Annotated in this window: 15 protein-coding genes and 2 riboswitches; of the genes, 8 read left to right on the plus strand and 7 right to left on the minus strand. The window is 38.7% G+C overall.

Annotated features, from left to right (window positions below):
* The first annotated feature begins 175 nt into the window (after positions 1–175).
* Positions 176–3,262 (plus strand): efflux RND transporter permease subunit, encoded by a 3,087-nt coding sequence (locus ACRX5O_RS09385; protein ID WP_433905686.1) that lies wholly within the window; start codon positions 176–178, stop codon positions 3,260–3,262.
* A 50-nt stretch (positions 3,263–3,312) separates the two neighbouring features.
* Here the strand turns inward: ACRX5O_RS09385 and ACRX5O_RS09390 are convergent, their stop codons facing one another.
* The 5 genes from ACRX5O_RS09390 to ACRX5O_RS09410 all read right to left on the minus strand — a co-directional run bounded on the left by ACRX5O_RS09390 (position 3,313) and on the right by ACRX5O_RS09410 (position 8,900).
* Positions 3,313–4,410 carry a DNA alkylation repair protein gene (locus ACRX5O_RS09390; RefSeq protein WP_433905687.1) on the minus strand — a complete coding sequence of 366 codons (1,098 nt, stop codon included), beginning with the start codon at positions 4,408–4,410 and terminating at the stop codon, positions 3,313–3,315.
* Between the two features lie 85 nt (positions 4,411–4,495).
* Positions 4,496–5,803, minus strand: coding sequence for a nucleobase:cation symporter-2 family protein (locus ACRX5O_RS09395; protein ID WP_433905688.1), 1,308 nt, complete (start codon positions 5,801–5,803; stop codon positions 4,496–4,498).
* Positions 5,803–6,396, minus strand: coding sequence for a xanthine phosphoribosyltransferase (locus ACRX5O_RS09400; RefSeq protein WP_433905689.1), 594 nt, complete (start codon positions 6,394–6,396; stop codon positions 5,803–5,805). Before ACRX5O_RS09400 ends, ACRX5O_RS09395 begins: the two co-directional genes overlap by 1 nt.
* Before the next feature lie 122 nt (positions 6,397–6,518).
* A riboswitch (purine riboswitch) is annotated at positions 6,519–6,620 on the minus strand.
* 185 nt (positions 6,621–6,805) lie between these two features.
* The gene (locus ACRX5O_RS09405) at positions 6,806–8,017 is read right to left on the minus strand and encodes an MFS transporter (protein ID WP_433905690.1); all 1,212 of its coding nucleotides are present in this window, start codon (positions 8,015–8,017) and stop codon (positions 6,806–6,808) included.
* Positions 8,018–8,162: 145 nt separating this feature from the next.
* Positions 8,163–8,900 carry a GntR family transcriptional regulator gene (locus ACRX5O_RS09410; protein ID WP_433905691.1) on the minus strand — a complete coding sequence of 246 codons (738 nt, stop codon included), beginning with the start codon at positions 8,898–8,900 and terminating at the stop codon, positions 8,163–8,165.
* A 183-nt stretch (positions 8,901–9,083) separates the two neighbouring features.
* Here ACRX5O_RS09410 and ACRX5O_RS09415 point away from each other — a divergent pair, with 183 nt between their 5' ends.
* From ACRX5O_RS09415 to ACRX5O_RS09430, 4 genes are all read left to right on the plus strand, one after another.
* Complete coding sequence (locus ACRX5O_RS09415) at positions 9,084–10,454, plus strand: PTS sugar transporter subunit IIC (RefSeq protein ID WP_433905692.1); 1,371 nt, start codon at positions 9,084–9,086, stop codon at positions 10,452–10,454.
* Between the two features lie 73 nt (positions 10,455–10,527).
* Entirely contained in the window at positions 10,528–11,844 is a 1,317-nt protein-coding gene (locus ACRX5O_RS09420) for a 6-phospho-beta-glucosidase (protein ID WP_433905693.1), read from the plus strand.
* 11 nt (positions 11,845–11,855) lie between these two features.
* Positions 11,856–12,566 (plus strand): chitin disaccharide deacetylase, encoded by a 711-nt coding sequence (gene chbG / locus ACRX5O_RS09425; RefSeq protein WP_433905694.1) that lies wholly within the window; start codon positions 11,856–11,858, stop codon positions 12,564–12,566.
* A gap of 123 nt (positions 12,567–12,689) precedes the next feature.
* Positions 12,690–12,788: riboswitch (yybP-ykoY riboswitch) on the plus strand.
* A gap of 89 nt (positions 12,789–12,877) precedes the next feature.
* Complete coding sequence (locus tag ACRX5O_RS09430) at positions 12,878–13,582, plus strand: TerC family protein (RefSeq protein ID WP_433905695.1); 705 nt, start codon at positions 12,878–12,880, stop codon at positions 13,580–13,582.
* 36 nt (positions 13,583–13,618) lie between these two features.
* Here the strand turns inward: ACRX5O_RS09430 and ACRX5O_RS09435 are convergent, their stop codons facing one another.
* Together ACRX5O_RS09435 and ACRX5O_RS09440 are read right to left on the minus strand one after the other, a co-directional pair.
* Positions 13,619–14,572, minus strand: coding sequence for a cation diffusion facilitator family transporter (locus ACRX5O_RS09435; protein ID WP_433905696.1), 954 nt, complete (start codon positions 14,570–14,572; stop codon positions 13,619–13,621).
* An 11-nt stretch (positions 14,573–14,583) separates the two neighbouring features.
* A complete protein-coding gene (locus ACRX5O_RS09440; protein ID WP_433905697.1) occupies positions 14,584–14,892 on the minus strand; it encodes an ArsR/SmtB family transcription factor in 309 nt (102 codons plus the stop codon).
* A 190-nt stretch (positions 14,893–15,082) separates the two neighbouring features.
* Between ACRX5O_RS09440 and ACRX5O_RS09445 the strand changes: the two genes are divergently transcribed.
* From ACRX5O_RS09445 to ACRX5O_RS09455, 3 genes are all read left to right on the plus strand, one after another.
* Positions 15,083–15,637 (plus strand): shikimate kinase, encoded by a 555-nt coding sequence (locus ACRX5O_RS09445; RefSeq protein WP_433905698.1) that lies wholly within the window; start codon positions 15,083–15,085, stop codon positions 15,635–15,637.
* 233 nt (positions 15,638–15,870) lie between these two features.
* Positions 15,871–16,752: a shikimate dehydrogenase gene (locus ACRX5O_RS09450; protein WP_433905699.1), complete on the plus strand. Its 882-nt coding sequence runs from the start codon at positions 15,871–15,873 to the stop codon at positions 16,750–16,752.
* A gap of 91 nt (positions 16,753–16,843) precedes the next feature.
* Entirely contained in the window at positions 16,844–18,070 is a 1,227-nt protein-coding gene (locus ACRX5O_RS09455; protein ID WP_433905700.1) for an MFS transporter, read from the plus strand.
* Positions 18,071–18,151 lie beyond the last annotated feature (81 nt).

The following is an 18,151-nucleotide window of genomic DNA, read 5'->3' on the forward strand; positions in this document are numbered from 1 at the left end:
TTATAATAAAATTTGAATCTTTAATTAGAGTAGTCCGTATTAACACATTGTGAGTACAAACAAGTTGACGACTGACCAATCAGTCAGTTATATTGTTATAGTGATGACTGTTTGGTCATTTGTAGTTTTGATTATAACAAATCATTGGAAATTAATCAAAAGGGGAGAACAATGTTTGAAAAGTTTAGTTAATTTCGTCCTGAAAAATAAACTTGCTGTGTGGTTATTAACCATTATTGTAACAGCTGCTGGTATATACTCTGGGACAAAAATGAAGATGGAGAGTATTCCAGATGTATCGATTCCATATTTGATTGTCATGGATGTGTATCCAGGAGCAACGGCTGAACAAGTAATGGATGAAGTATCGATACCGATGGAGCAGACGATTGAGGGGCTTGAAGATGTTAAGGCGGTCTTTTCAAACTCATCTGCAAACGTAGCACAATTGCAAATTGAGTACGAATATGGCGTTGATATGGATGAGAAAAAACGCGAACTTGAAGCAGCACTAGATAACATAACGTTACCGGAAGCTGCTGAAGAGCCATCGATTATGGCGCTTAGTATGAATATGATGCCTGTATTGGCGTTATCAATAGCCAGCACGGAGGAAGATATTGTTGACTTATCAACAACGGTAGAAGAAACCATCTTACCGAAAATAAACAATATTGATGGTGTTGGATCAACAACGATTACGGGTCAACATATTGAAGAAGTGCAATTCACGTATAACCAAGAGAAGTTGGAAGCTCTAGGGTTAACGGAAGACACCGTGAAACAAATGATTCAAGCAAGTGATATGGCTTTATCGTTAGGTCTTCAAGAGTTTGAAGAAGGAGAAGAAGCGGTAGCCATTGATGGAGATATAAAAACCGTTGATGAATTAAAAGAAATGCTAATTCCGGTTACACCAACGGCGGAAAATCCAACCCCGTTTGTCACATTAGGAGATATTGCTACTATAGAAACGGTTGGAAAAGTACAATCCATTTCCCGTACAAATGGGGAAGAAGCCATTTCTATACAAATTACAAAAGGGCAACAAGCAAATACAGTTGAAGTGGTTAATGAAATTAAAGACTTGATTGAGGAAGAAAAAGAGGCCATTGATGGTTTAGTCATTGATGTCACGTTAGACCAAGGAAAACCGATCGAAGACTCTGTTTTCACAATGGTAGAAAAAGCACTATTTGGTGGCTTGTTTGCGGTCATCATCATTCTTTTATTCTTACGTGATGTAAAATCAACACTTATATCAATCGTATCGATTCCAGTTTCTATCTTTATGGCATTCTTGCTATTAAACTGGCTTGATATCACATTAAACATTATGACTTTAGGTGCCATTACTGTAGCGATTGGTCGTGTCATTGATGACTCGATCGTTGTCGTAGAGAATATCTACAGACGGATGCATTTAGAAAATGAAAAGCTTAGAGGTCGTGCGTTAATTCGCGAAGCAACGATTGAAATGTTTAAACCAATCTTGTCATCCACGCTTGTAACGGTTGCGGTATTCGCGCCCCTTATGTTCGTTGGTGGGATGGTTGGAGAACTATTTAGACCGTTTGCATTAACGATGGCATTTGCCTTAGGTGCATCACTAATTGTTGCCATTACGATTGTTCCAGCATTATCACATTTCTTATTCCGTAAGAATTTATACGGAGACAAGAAAGTAAAAGAGCACAAAGAGGTCGGAAGATTAGCCACATGGTACAAAGGTGTGCTTGCTAAAGCATTAAATCATAAGATTATTACATCTGTAATCGCGGTAGCATTACTTGCGGGGTCTCTAGCTTTAACTCCGATCATTGGTTTTAGTTTTATGGGTTCTGAAGAAGAAAAAACAATTTATTTAACGTACACACCAGCTGCTGGTGAGCTTGAGGAAGAGTCACTGGAGAATATTGAAGAAGTTGAACAAGAACTCATGAAACGTGATGATATAGACATTGTTCAAATATCTTATAATGATAGTGCTTCTACAGATATGTCGTCTATTATGACGGGTGGGGCAAAAGGTGCGTTAATGTACCTGATCTTTGATCCTGATATGAAAAATTTCCCTGAAGAGAAAAAAGAAGTAGAAGATTATGTATTTAACATTGATCATTCTGGTGAATGGAAATCGCAAAACATGGCGATGGGTAGTATAAGTTCAAACGAAGTAAGCTACACATTGTACAGTGAAGACTTAGAAGACTTAAATGAAGCAGTAAACCAAGTTGAGGATGCATTAAAAGATGTGAAAAACTTGGAAGACGTTACATCTGATATGGAAAACCCATATGTGGAGCATGTGTTAAAAGTGGATCAACAGGATGTGTTACAATACGGTCTAACCACCGCACAAATTGTTGGAGCACTAGCAAATACAGGTTCTGAAGACGTGTTAACAACCGTAGAGAATGACGGTGAAAAAATTGATGTCATCGTTCAACGTGAAGCAAAAACAGATGCAAAATCGATCGAAGAGCTATTGAAAACTCAAATACCAACTGCTTTGGGTACGACCATGCCGTTGTCTGAACTTGTATCTGTAGAAGAGGGAACAACCTATAACACATTAGCTCGTAGTGAAGGGGAATACTACTCTACCGTTTCTGGAACAGTCACGACGGATGATGTTTCTGCCGCAACCTCTGCAGCAGATAAAAAGATTGATAAACTTGATCTACCTAAGGGAGTAACACTAGGAGTTTCTGGTGTAGCAGCGGATATGCAAGAGACATTTACGCAACTTGGGGTTGCTATGTTAGCAGCCATTCTTATTGTGTACTTCATCTTAGTTGTAACATTCGGTGAAGGGTTAGCGCCATTTGCAATTCTATTCTCCTTACCATTTGCGGTGATCGGTTCCTTCGTTGGACTATGGATAGCTGGAGAGACAATCTCAGTATCCGTTATGATGGGTCTATTGATGTTAATTGGTATTGTTGTTACGAACGCAATTGTACTCGTCGACCGTATTATTCATATGGAACGTGAAGGAATGTCGATCCGTGACGCAATTATTGAAGCAGGAGCTACTAGATTACGTCCAATCCTAATGACAGCCATCGCAACAATTGGTGCAATGGTACCGATGGTATTTGGAGCTGGTGGTGCGGGCTTAATTTCAAAAGGTTTAGCGATCACCGTAATTGGTGGTTTAACATCATCAACCCTTCTAACACTTGTGATTGTACCGATTGTATATGAAGTGCTTTCAAAAATGTTGAAGAAAAATCGTAGAGAAATCGAAGAGAATTAATGAAAATAGACCGTTGGATCATAAATTATATTATGAATCCAACGGTCTTTCTATTGACTATTATCTAACATAATTAGCGTGAATTCATCCTTCACCTTTTCTTCGCCATTCACGAGAATACATATTCCGTGTAACCCTTCATAATGCTTACGTGTAGTCAGATTCTTAAATACATGTTCTCGGGTCAAATGGGTCGTTCCGCTTGGAAAGGTCTTCTGTGATAAATGGAAAATTTTTCGGGCTTGTTTTCCGTTTGCCTTCATAAAATCAATTCCGAATTCAATCCGAAGATTTTGAGGTTCATTGGATTCGTTAATAACATCAAAGGAAAATGATAATGTCTCACCAAGTGACAGTTGATCACATGAAAGAGTGAAATTTTGAATACATATATTAGCCGCAGATGAATATCCAAATAGCTGAAGAATCTCAACATCCGCTTTTTTAAGCAAACTGCGACTAGCATGTTTTAAAATCCAATCGGTGTGCAGATGTTGTCCTTTCCATTCACGAACGATTTGCTTTAACAGGTTGGGGTGATCTTTTGAAATATCGTTTAAATTATTGGCTACAGATTTCCTTACATAAAGAGAAGAATCTATCTTTAAGTTTTCAAGGATAGGTAAGATAGGGCTTGGGTCTTTCTTGAAAGAAGTCAACGCTGTTGCCCAAGGGAGACGTGGACGGCAGCCCTCACTCGCTAATCTTCGTATATGCTCGTCCTCATGTAATGACCAACGATGCATTTGATCCATCATTTTTGGTTCATTCTTTAAAATAAAAGGACGAATCGCAAACTCAGAACTTGAATATTTAGTGAATTGCTCGAGTGCCAAAATTGAGGTTTCCCAATTGTCTAGACCGTACACTTCAACAAAATCAGGAAAAAACAAATATTCTACACCCTTGCATTGTGGAGCGATAGTCAGCAATATTTCAATAGACGAATCATACGGTTGCGGTAAGGTCTCTCTTAATGCAATTGATATATGGCGAATTCGTTGCTTGAATTCCCGCTGTTCCCACTCGTCATCATAAATAAAGGTTAAAAACTGGTTTTCATCAAAGCTAGGATAAGCTGACTTCAAGATTTTGATAAATTGGTTAAAAAATGAAGGGTTATATCGATCTTTAATTAACTCTGCCATATGTATCCTCATTTCCATTTTTGTTTCTTAAATAAATAATAACAAAAAAACCATCCCACATCAGTGGGATGGCCGAAAGTTTAAATTACGATGCTTTCTGCTCATTCAAAACCGGTTGAACACGTTCCGCTTTCGGAGCAACGTTAAATACAATATTTAATAGAATCGCTGTAATGCTTCCAGCAACAATTCCGTTGTCTGTCAAAATGCGAATGCTAGATGGCATTTGAGCAAAAAGGTCAGGAACAGCTGTTACACCAAGACCAATTCCAACCGAACAAGCAATGATTAATAAGTTTTCTTGTGAAGCAAAGTCTACCTTACTTAACATTTTAATTCCGTACGCGATAACCATCCCAAACATGGCAATCATCGCCCCACCTAATACAGATGTAGGAATAATCGTTGTTAAGGCCCCGATTTTAGGGATAAATCCTAATAAAACTAACATGGCTCCAGTTGTATAAATGACGTTTTTGCTTTTTACTCCTGTGATCTGTAATAGACCAACGTTTTGAGAATAAGTAGTATATGGGAAAGAGTTAAATAACCCACCTAAAAGGATTGCTAAACCTTCTGCACGATAACCATTAGCTAAATCCTTTTCCGTGACTTCCTCTTCACAAATATCACTTAAGGCAAAATATACTCCAGTAGACTCAACCAAACTTACCATCGCAACAAGAATCATTGTTAAAATCGCTGTGATTTCAAATGTTGGCATCCCGAAATAGAAAGGTTTGACCATGTGGAACCAGCTAGCTTCAGCTACAGCTGAAAAATTAACCATTCCCATAAAGGAAGCAACCACTGTTCCAGCTAGTAAGCCTAAAAGAATCGAAATCGAACGAACAAAACCTGTGAAAAAGCGGTATAAAACAATAATAAAAAGAAGAGTTCCAAAAGCTAAAGAGATGTTCGTCATAGATCCAAAATCAGGGCTTCCTTGACCACCAGCCATATTGTTAATAGCAACAGGGATTAGCGTAATCCCGATAATCGTAACAACCGATCCTGTAACAACAGGTGGGAAAAATCGAACGAGCTTTCCAAAGAACTTCGCAATGATAACGACAAATAATCCAGAAACTAAAATTGATCCATAAATGGCTGAAATTCCATATTCTCCACCAATGGCAATCATTGGACCAACAGCTGTGAACGTACAGCCAAGAACGACAGGTAAGCCGATTCCAAAGAATTTATTTTTCCAAACTTGTAAAAGTGTTGCCACACCGCACATTAAAATATCGATAGAAACTAAGTACGTTAATTGCTCGCCAGTTAATCCAAGTGCTCCTCCGACGATTAGTGGAACAATAACTGCCCCAGCATACATGGCAAGTACATGTTGAATTCCTAAAGAAGTAAGTTTGAACGGATTTGTTTTCATTATACTGATTCCTCCACTTTGTCTTTTACAAATTCGACCTTTCCATTTGAAAGGGATTCTACTCTTGCTAGTGACTCAACCTTCCAGCCTTGTTCTCTTAATTTTTTACCGCCAGCTTGGAACGATTTTTCAATAACGATTCCAATTCCAGCAATCGTTGCTTGAGCCTGTGTAGCAAGCTCAATAAGACCTAAGGCAGCTTCTCCATTTGCTAAAAAGTCATCAATAATAAGAACATGATCACCTTTTTCAATAAATTTGTTAGAAATAGAGATTTCATTAGACTCTTGTTTCGTGTATGAATAAACAGTGGCCGTTAGTAGATCGTCTGTTAATGTAAGAGACTTGCGTTTTCTAGCAAAAATTACAGGGATGCCTATCTTTAATCCTGTCATAACCGAAGGAGCGATCCCTGAAGACTCTAGCGTGAGAATCTTCGTAATACCTTCATTTGCAAAAAGCCTTGCGAATTCCTCACCAACTTCTAGCATGAGCTGAGGGTCAATTTGGTGGTTTAAAAACGAATCAACCTTTAATACAGACTCGGAAAGTACTTTTCCCTCTTGTAAAATCTTATCGTGTAATAACTTCATATGTCCTCCCTAAGAAAGAAAAATAAAAAAGCCTAACTTCATTGCATTCACATCAAAATGAGTGAAGCAATGACCTTAGACTTTAAAAGGCGTGGTTTGCATGGATAGAACAATTATCGTAGCAATTCCCATTGCTCACTCATAGTCGAATCATTTACGGTAATTCGGTAGAAACTTGCGAGCCATATTCTCGCTATTATATGAGTGAATCCTATGAAGTTAGTAATTATTATACCACCATTATATTGTAGTTCAATAGTGAAATAGCGAATGATTCCGAAAGTTACTGGTAAATTGATGAAAAAATATTCGTGTTAAGGGTTTCATTAGTCTGATAAATATGAAAAATCAGCTAATAGGCAATAAAATACGAACAAAGAGGTGTCGTAATGAACACCTCTTGATCTGTTTATTTGGTAACTGTTGCAGCTTCCACATCTAACTCAACAGGATGCTGTTTATGTCTATTATAAAAGATTCCTGTTGTGAGTAACGAAATGGCTCCGAAAATAAGTACCATCATTTGAAGTCCAACCACATCTAATAAAAACCCGGTTCCTAGTAGCACGACCTGAAACATGATTCGGTCAAGCATATTTCGGAACGAAAAGAAGCGACCGTGGAAGCTCTTCGGAACCTTTGTTTGAAACAAAGTAGAGACGGTCGGGTAAAAGCAGCCAACCGCAAAACCTACAATTGCAAAGGAAAGAATAGCGAGAGCCTTGATCTCAACAAAATACAAGGAGATTTGCCCCAAACCGATCACGGTTGAAAAAACGAAAATAATGGTAAAAGGAGACCATTTATCATTGAGCCTTTTAATCACAAACGTTCCTAACATAAAGGCAATACCTTCTGCTGTATAAATCAATCCTTTAATCGAGGAATCATCATGAATCTCACTAATATTGATCACCATTAAATTGAAACCACTTAGAAACAACAATGGAACAAGTGCCATGATGAGTGTCATCAAGACAACAGGCATTCCTTTGATAACAGGAAGGACGTCTTTAAATCCACTAGATCCGTTATTTTTAAGGGATGAATTTGATAGAGCAGGCTCTTCCATTTTTAAAAAGAAAGTGAAAACGAGTAAAATGCCGTAAGCAACAAAAGATGCAACATACAACATAGATAACGGCATAACGACCAGCATGGCACCAGCTAAAGCTGTACCTAGTACACGTGAAATGGTCGAAACATTCATATGTACTCCATTCAGTTGGAGAAGTTGATTTTCTGCAACTATTAGTGGGATGGCTGATTGTAGTGCTGGAAAATAAAAAGCAGCAGAGAGCTGAATGCCAATCATAAACACGACCATCCACCAGACGGAGCCGGTATAAAGAGCGAAGAACATAAAGATGACGCTAAACATACGGGCTATTCCCGAATAAATCATGATTGTTTTTTTACTATACTGATCGGTCATTCGACCAGCAAGAGGGCCGACAAGAATTCCTGCTAATAAGCCAGTAGCAAGGATAAGCGACTTAAGAAAATCTGATGGTACCTTCGCTTGCATAAATTCTAAGTTTCCTATAATTCCGGTCCATAATCCAACCCCAGCAATGAACTCGCCGATTAAAATAATCCATACATTCCGATTTTTCCACATGATTTTATATCCTCTTTTTCATTTAATATATTCTTATTATGATAGAAAATTTCGTTTCCCGAAGATTATTATAAAACTTTTTCTAAATTCTGTCATGATAAGTTAAGAACAAATAAAAAAACAACAGAATTAATCACTCTGTTGTTTACGTTCTTGTGTAATTTCTTTCAATAATAAAATGGGTCAAATCTCCACGGAATATCGTTTTTGAGTACTCAATAATGGTTCCATCCTCTAAGTACGCATGTGTATCTAAAGAAAAGCAAGGGCTGCCCACAGGGATTTGAAGCTTTTTCGCTACTTCCTCATCCGGAAGATACAGTTCTAAATTCTCAACTGTTTTACTTATGTGAAGGTCATATTGAGTTTGCAACAGCTTGTACAGTGAATCTTCGCAGCCTTCTTTACTAATAGCAGGCGTTTTATACCAAGGAAGATAAGAGATCTCATACTGAAGAGGCTCATCATTCACGAAACGAACTCGCTCGAGTAGATTAACAGGCTCGCCTTCGCTTACTTTTAGAAGATTCATCAAATAATCGTCTGCAGGAATCACTTCCAAATTAATGACTTTAATCGACGGTATTTTTCCTTGCATCGAGATCTGATCTGAAAAACGTTCAATTGTTGTGGTCAACACTTGCTTCACTTTATTGTTCGATACAAATGTACCGCTTCCTCTTTTTCGGTATATATATCCCTCTGATGTTAACTGCTGAAGGGCTGTTCTTACTGTCGTACGGCTAACCCCATAGGTTTCACAAAACTCTGCCTCTGTTGGAAGCTGCGAATCTGGCGGATATTCTCCATCCTTTATTAGCTGGATAATTGCTTCCTTCACTTGTAAATGTAGGGCATTTCCATCTTTTATCTCTTCATTCATATCGGAAAACCTCCTTGTTTCATTATAGCAAACATTATTATTAATTTGTATCTTCAATTATAGACTGAATAATTTGTAGTAACAAATTTAATATTTGTATTGAAATATGTTACAAAAGTCATTACAATGGAGGTACATCTTGGTAAGCGCTCTCAAAAAAACAATATAAGGGGGAATTGGTAGATGATGAATTTTATTGATAAATACATCATGCCGGTAGCGAACAAGTTGGGGAATAACAGGCATTTACTTGCGATTCGTGACGCGTTGGTTGGAATGATTGCGATTACGATGGTCGGTTCTTTGGCCGTCCTGTTAAACAACCTAGGATCTGTACCAGGGATTGGGAAACCGTACCAAAAAATGATGGTTGCTCTATTCGGAGAAACATGGAACACGCTTGGCGGAGACATATGGTGGGGGACGCTTGCGTTCATGACTGTTTTTGCTGTCTTTGGAATTGCCTACAAACTTGCGAAATCCTATGGTGATGATGGATTTGAAGCGATGCTCGTTGCTGGTGCAGCTTTCTTTGTACTCATTCCTCAAATAGGAAATGTGACTCTCACACCTGAAGTAGGAGAGGCGGTAACTGGTGGCGCCTGGGGTTTTATTAGTTGGAATTACTTTAATGCTACTGCACTTTTTACAGGTATTATCGTTTCTATTATTGCGACTGAAATTTTTGTGCGGTTAGCGAAAATCAAGTACTTGGTGATTAAGTTACCAGATGGAGTGCCACCAGCAGTTGCACGATCTTTTTCAAAACTACTTCCTGGGATGGCGACCATTTTTACCATGGGTTTATTTGGTCTTATTTTACGAAAATTCATTAGTGACGGCGCGTATTTAAATGATTGGTTGAACAAAGTTCTTGTTACGCCTTTAACTGGCGCAGTGGATTCATTGCCATTTGCGGTATTGATTGTTGCTTTGGTTCATGGCTTCTGGGTCATTGGATTACACGGACCCAATATTTTAGGTGGAATCACAACACCATTAATGACGAAGCTTGGACAGGAAAACTTGAATATGTATGCACAAGGTGTGGAGAAGCTTGGTGACTATAACATTCTTGCCGGGTCTTTCCTGGATGCCTTTGTTTACTTAGGAGGTTCGGGAGCGACGCTAGGTTTGCTCATTGCGATGTTTATTGCTGGAAGAAGAAGGCATAAACAGCTGTTAGCGCTAGGGACTCCTCCAGGGGTATTCCAAATTAACGAACCTATTTTATTTGGTCTGCCAATTGTATTAAACCCGATCTGGTTCATCCCGTTTATCTTAGGTCCAATTGTTATGACAATTATCGCGTATCTATCGATTAGCTTCGGCCTGGTTCATCCAGTTGTGGCTGATATCCCATGGGTAACACCAGCCATTCTAGGTGGTTTACTAGCTACGGGTGGTCATATTTCTGGAGCCGTTCTTGCGGCTGTAAACCTAGTAGTCTCGATTGCTATCTATCTACCATTCGTCATTGCCCAAGGAAAGATAGAAGCAAGAAAAGACCGAGAAAGAGAACTTCAAGCTCCAACTGATACTTTGAAAATGTAAAACTCATTCCCTGGGCAAGGTTATTCACCTTTCCAGGGAGTTTCTTTTTCTTTAAAAATAAGGAGGTCAAACCATGAATAAAGGATTAAAAATTGTAACGATTGGCGGAGGATCTAGCTACACGCCCGAATTAATTGAAGGATTTATTAAGTATTATGACGAACTACCAATAAGAGAAATATGGCTTGTTGATATAGAGGCAGGAAAAGAGAAGCTTGAAATTGTTGGGAATTTAGCCAAACGAATGGTTGAAAAAGCAGGGCTTCCAATCGAGGTTCACTTAACACTAGATCGAAGAAAAGCATTAGAAGGGGCAGACTTTGTCACAACCCAATTACGAGTAGGATTGCTAGAGGCTCGTAAACTTGACGAAAGCATACCGTTAAAACATGGAGTGTTAGGACAAGAAACGAACGGACCAGGTGGACTGTTTAAAGCCTTCCGAACCATCCCGGTGATCCTCGATATTTGTCGTGAGATGGAGGAACTTTGTCCCAATGCGTGGCTCATCAATTTTACAAACCCAGCTGGTATGGTGACAGAGGCTGTTTTAAAACATACGAAAATTAAAGTAGTAGGGCTTTGCAATGTTCCAATCGGAATGGAAATGGGAGTGGCGAAATTATTAGGTGTGGATCACAGCCGAGTCAGAATTGATTTTGCTGGATTAAATCATCTAGTGTATGGATTGGATGTCTTTGTGGACGGAATTTCAGTGAAAAAGGAAGTGATCTCCCTTTTAACCAATCGAGACAAGGCGATTACGATGAAAAATATTCATGCGATGGGATGGGAGCCTGAATTTTTACAGGCATTAAATGTCCTTCCATGTCCATATCATAATTATTATTACAAGTCTGGTAACATGCTAGAAGAAGAGCTCAAAAAATTCCGTGAAGGAAATATTCGAGCGGAAGTGGTAAAGAGATTAGAAGATGATTTATTCGAGTTATATAAGGACCCAAGCTTAGACATCAAACCTCCACAGCTAGAAAAAAGAGGCGGAGCTTACTACAGTGATGCAGCCGTTCGATTGATTCACTCGATGTATAGTGATAAGCGTGATATCCAAGCTGTGAACACAAGAAATAACGGGGCTATCTCCAATCTTCCTGCTCATGCCGCTGTTGAAGTAAGCTGTGTTATTACGAAAGACGGTCCGAAACCAATTAGTGTGGGAGAACTGCCAGTAGCCGTTAGAGGACTAGTTGGTTATATGAAATCCTTTGAAGAGGTGGCCATTGAAGCAGCAGTAACTGGAAACTATAATACAGCCCTTCTAGCCATGACCATGAATCCCTTTATTCCAAGTGATCAAACAGCGAAGACGATTCTCGATGAAATGTTAGAAGCACATAAAGAGCATTTGCCACAGTTTACTTTGAGATAAGGAGAATGTACATGATTCAATTAATTGTAAATGCAGACGATTTTGGTTTTAGTTCTGGAGTAAATTATGGGATTATTGACTCTCATCTGAATGGAATTGTGAACTCCGCCACAATGATGATGAATATGGAAGGAACGGAACAGGCCATTCAACTTGCAAAAGAACATCCTGGCCTGCAAGTCGGAATTCATTTAGTCCTTACATGCGGGAAACCTCTTTTACAAGATGTTTCGTCACTTACAAATGAAGAGGGATATTTTCATTCCTTGTCTGAGCTCCACTTGAAAAAAGACAGTGTACTTCTTGAAGAGGTGGAGAGAGAATGGACAGCTCAAATTGAAAAGTTCCTAAGCTCAGGTGTCCCTCTTACTCATATGGATAGTCATCACCATGTTCATACAATTGAGGAGCTATTACCGGTTGTTCAACGATTATCTAAAAAATACAACTTACCTGTTAGAGCAAATGGATTAGAACAAATTCAAGGAGTCGAGCCATTCTCAGATGTGGCCCTATTTGATTTTTATGGAGACGGGTTGGAAGCAGAGTATTTCAACAAGCTCAAGGAACGATTCACCCAACAATTAAAAATCGAAGTCATGGCTCACCCAGCTTACTTAGATACTGCCCTTTTAAATGGTTCTTCCTATACGTACAAGCGTGTAGATGAGGTGGATATTTTAAAAGCAGTGGTCCTACCTGAAGGCATTCAATTATTATAAAAGAGAAAAATGTTACAAGTTTTATAGTTGCATATAGTAATAAATTTGTGTCATAATAGAAATATAATCATTTTGTTTCGACTATAGTAATAGTATAGTACAAATGAATATTATCGGTTTTCCTTTCTCAGTAAAGGGGAGTAGCGTCAGGATTTTTCCTGAAACAAAGTCGTCATTACATGGAGTCAAATCCATCGGCTTTGTTGGCATAAACATGTGCTTAGCGAGACCTTTGCCTACAATGGCAAGGTCTCTTTATTTTTGTAGGCAAAAAAATCGATAAGAACTTACTTTTTAGGAGGGAATTTGTTATGGAACTAGAATTTTTAACTGCACTACTTACCATTATTGTCATTGACTTAGTTCTTGCCGGTGATAATGCCATTCTTATTGGTTTAGCAGCTAGAAATCTTCCAAAGGAACAACAGAAAAAAGTGATTCTATGGGGATCGCTTGGAGCAATTATCATTCGTGTGGTAGCAACACTTGCTGTCGTTTGGTTACTTAAGATCCCAGGTTTACACTTAGTTGGTGGACTGTTGCTTGTTTGGATCGCGTATAAGTTATTAACGGATGATGATAGCCATGGTGATGTAAAAGCTGGTGATAACTTTTGGGCAGCGATTCGTACCGTTATTATTGCGGATGCATTAATGGGATTAGACAACGTACTTGCAATCGCTGGTGCTTCTCACGGCAATATGACTCTAGTTATTATCGGATTATTGATTTCTGTACCCGTTGTGATGTGGGGTAGCACGATGATTATTAAATGGATCGAGCGTTTCCCAGTTATCGTAACAATCGGATCAGCTATTTTAGCTTGGACAGCAGCAAAAATGATTGTTGGCGAAGGATTCCTAGAAGGTATTTTCGCAAATGGTTTTGTTAAATACGGATTCGAAATCCTTGTCATTGCTGGTGTTGTCTTAGCAGGAAGAATGACCATGAAAAAGAAACAGCTTGCAGCACAAACCGAAGAAACATTCGAGTTGAAAAAGGCTGGATCTCATTAATATATGTAAGGTGCTCCCAAATGAGGGAGCACTTTTTTAAATTTTTAATTCTTGATGAAGTTGGGTGGATGTTTCAATTTGAAATGTTGCATGATCAATATGATATTTCTCGCGTACCATACGAATAGCTTCTTGAAGAATCGTTTGTGAAGGCTGATCATCCTTTACTAGCAGATGGCATGTTAACGAATGTAGTCCGGATGTGATCGTCCAAATATGGAGATCATGTACATCGATTACACCATGTATTGATTCAAGAGCATTTTTGACATCCTCTTGATTCACAGATGGTGGTGTTCCCTCCATTAGTATATGAAGAGAATGAGAAATGACACCCCATGCACTACGTAAAATTAATAAAGCGACAATGACGGAAATAATGGGATCCGCGATATACCATCCAAACAGTAGCATGACGATTCCAGCAATAATTGCCCCAACAGACCCTAACGCATCTCCTAATACATGTAAATAGGCGCTTCTCACATTCACATTATCTTTGACATCACCATTTCGTAATAAAGACCAAGCACTAATTAAATTTGCTCCGAGACCAATACAAGCGATGAGGATCATCGTACCGCTTGCAACAGTCGGAGGTTCAAAAAATCGTTCAAATGCTTCCCAAACGATAAAACCAGCAATAACAAATAATGTGGCTCCATTAAAAAGGGCGGCTAATACTTCAAAACGGTAAAATCCAAAGGTTTTCTTTGGTGTAGCCGGACGAGAAGCAATCCAAAGAGCAACCACACTAAGCAGCAAAGAGCTCGCATCACTAAGCATATGCCCCGCATCTGACAAAAGTGCAAGACTATTGGTAATTAATCCTCCAAAAAACTCGGCGAACATAATCCCAGTTGTAACAAATAAAGCGATTAATAACCCCTTTTTGTTTCCTTCCCGCTGCGAATCAAAATGATCATGGCAATGGTCATGTCCATGATGGTGATGATGCCCATGACCGTGGTGATGATGGTGGTGACCCATGTGAATTCCTCCTAATTACAATTAATATGGGAAAGGACTTGCTGAAGAATCGTGATAACATGTTCGTCATCGTATGAATAGTACAAAGTACTTCCATCCCGACGGTATTTGACTAATCTGAGCTTTCTCAGTGTGCTAAGTTGATGTGAAACGGCAGATTGAGTCATCTCCAGTACTTCCGTAATATGACTCACAGAGCATTCCTCTTGGGAGAGTAGGTATAAAATTTTAATTCTTGTTGGATCAGCTAGTGCTTTAAAAATTCTTGCTGCTTCATCCGCTGTTGTTTGGTTAAGAAAAGAATGGTCAGTACGTTCCATCATCTAGCTCCTTTAATCAGTGATTCGACATATGAGCATATGTTCATATATGTATAATATCATAAAGTTGGTCATTTGGTGATAAAAAAACTTGAATTCTCAGAAATTTATTTTGGAACAAACGTAAAAAAGTGATAACATGGTAGAATACAATATGCTTTGGTCCGGTTAAGTATTGGAGTGATGACAGGTGTCAGTAAGAGAAGTGCCATTAAGAGAGAAAAGTATCGTATTTATCGGCTTTATGGGTGTGGGGAAAACAACGATTGGAAAATTAGTAGCCAAAAAGCTTTATCGTGATTTTATAGATATTGATCAAGTGATTGAAGAAGAATACGGTGCACCGACTTCAGAAATTTTTAAGCAAATTGGTGAAAAGGCCTTCCGTGCCAAAGAAAAAGAAGTAATCACAGAATTAAGCAAGAAAAAGCTTTCTGTTCTATCTTTAGGGGGCGGAGCGTTTCTTCAAGAAGATATTCGCGAAGCGTGCTTGAAAAATTGTATCGTGTTTTTCCTAGACTTATCGTGGGAATATTGGAAGGATCGTATTAGTTTAATTATTGATTCAAGACCAGTTCTTCAAGGTCGGAATATTGATGAAATATTGGAGCTTTTTAATAGTAGACAAGAGATCTATCAATACCACCATTCAAAGGTAAAAACCGATACTCAGGAAGCAGATGAGATCGCCGATTATATCGTCGATTCTTTAAAGGTTGCTTGGGATATTTATGAGCCAAGATAATACGTGAGGAAAAAGCCATTCAACTGAATGGTTTTTTTGTTTTTATTGGGATTTTTAATAGGGACAGCCTATGAATTAGGCTGTTTTTTTCAATTAGACTTTCCTTTCTCTCCCCCATACAATTAAGGCATAACATGAATTCATGATAGAAAAAGAAAAAATTTATTTGTTCTTGTGAATAATTTCACAATCAAGCAACTAGGACAACAACAATTCAATTGGAGGCAAGGAACATGGCAGATTTAGGACGCATCGATGGCAGAACAAAATTAATCGGACTTTTAGCAACACCAATCGGTCACTCATTATCACCAGCAATGCAAAACATGTCATTAAGAGAGCGTGGTTTAAATTACACATATATGGCGTTTGAGGTAGGAAATGAGCAGTTATCAGATGTGGTAACAGGAATGAGAGCGTTAGGAGTAAGAGGATTTAATGTATCCATGCCTAATAAAACGAAAATCCTTCCATTATTAGATGAACTATCTCCTGCTGCTCAGTTTACGGGTGCAGTGAATACAGTGGTTAATGAAAACGGAAAGCTAATCGGTCATATTACAGACGGAACTGGATATATGAGAGCATTAAAAGAAGCCGGTGTGGACGTCGTTGGCAAGAAAATGACCTTGATGGGTGCTGGTGGAGCAGCGACTGCTATTGCGATTCAAGCAGCCTTGGATGGAGTAGCTGAAATCTCGATTTTCAACCGTGAGGACGACTTTTACCATCGTGCATTAAAGAATGCCCAAACCATTAACGAAGAAATAGAAGGAATCAATTGTAAGGCGACGGTTTACAATCTTGATGATGCCGATCGATTAAAGGAAGAAATTGCAACTAGCGATATTCTTACAAATGCAACAGGTGTAGGAATGAAACCGTTAGAAGGAGAGAGCGTGGTGCCAGATGCATCTTGGTTAAGACCAGAGCTCATTGTATCTGATGTCGTATACATTCCACGTAAAACAAGATTACTAGAATTAGCAGAAGAAGCTGGTTGTGCGAAAGCAATCAATGGATTAGGAATGATGCTTTGGCAAGGTGCAGCAGCATTTAAGCTTTGGACTGGCGAAGATATGCCGGTTGAGTATGTAAAAGAGCAAATGTTTTAAAAGAGAAAGGGATGCTATTCCTTTCTCTGATAAATATATTTTTTTCATTAATAATGTGAAGTGATTCACAAATTTGAAAGGAGAAGAAGGTATGGAGACAAATAAAAAATATTATCCAATCGCATTCGCACTTTATTTTACTTATTTAGTACACGGAATTGGAGTATCCATCTTAGCGCAATACAAGCAGAATTTTGCAGAAAAATGGGGGGCTACCACATTAACGGATGGTACATTTGACGTTAGTATGGTGCTTACAGTCATTGCCGCATTAGGTTTGGGACGTTTAATCTCGCTTCCCATTGCAGGACCACTGTCAGATAAATTTGGAAGAAGAGTATCTGGATTAATTGGTATTACAGCCTATGTCACTTATTTTATCGGTCTTGTATTCTCACCAAGTATGTATGTTGCCTACGCATTTGCCTTACTAGGCGGGGTGGCGAACTCTTTCATAGATACAGCTGTATATCCAGCCATCATGGAAATTTTTAAGAAAAAAGGAGATGTGGGCAATCTATTTGTAAAGTTCTCGATTTCCATTGGACAATTTTTGCTTCCATTTATGATTGGTTTTGTAGCAGCAAACACTATGCCATTTACAACATTATTCTATTTATCAGCGATTCTTTTAGCAGTAGCGGGGGTATTAATGGCGGTTTTACCATTCCCTCCAATGTTGGTGAGAGTTGAAAAAGCAGACTCTAAAAAAGCAGAAAAGGTAAAGCTAACAGGACCAAGTTTGGCGATTGTGATATTAGGATTTACCGTTACTTCTACATTTATCTTGTGGTTAAATGCGAATCAGGAATTAGGAAAACTATACGGTTTAGCGGACCCAAGTAAAATTCAATCGTATTATGCACTTGGGTCAGTTATTGCAATTTTAGTAACATCCTATTTAATTAACAAAAAAATTCTTCAATCGGTTCAAGTGGTTGCTCTTTACCCAGCGATCGCTGCAGTCATGTTGCTAGTGATATACTTTGTGAAAGTACCTTCGATTTTATTAGTAGGTGGATTCGTCCTTGGGTTTGCTGCTGCAGGTGGAGTTCTTCAATTAGTAACATCTCTAGCTGTAGAGTTATCTCCAGCAAACGGTGGAAAAATGACATCGATCGTTATGATCGCTTCAAGTCTCGCAAACTACACGATTCTAACAGCTGCAGGAGCGATCACGAAAGCTGGCGGAGTAAATGGTCCATTGTATCTTCTATTGTTTAACTTTGCCATCACAGCCATCGGTGTCGGACTTGCCGTATATGTGAACAAGAAGTATGCAGAAAAGGCAACAGCTCCGGTTAAAATGGCGAGCTAAAAAAGGAAATGGCACTAATCGTACGTATTAGTGCCATCCCCTATGATTCTAGAAAGTTCTCAATTTAGACAATTTGATTTC

It is taken from the genome of Robertmurraya mesotrionivorans, assembly GCF_050971805.1.
Classification (GTDB): Bacteria; Bacillota; Bacilli; order Bacillales; family Cytobacillaceae; genus Robertmurraya_A.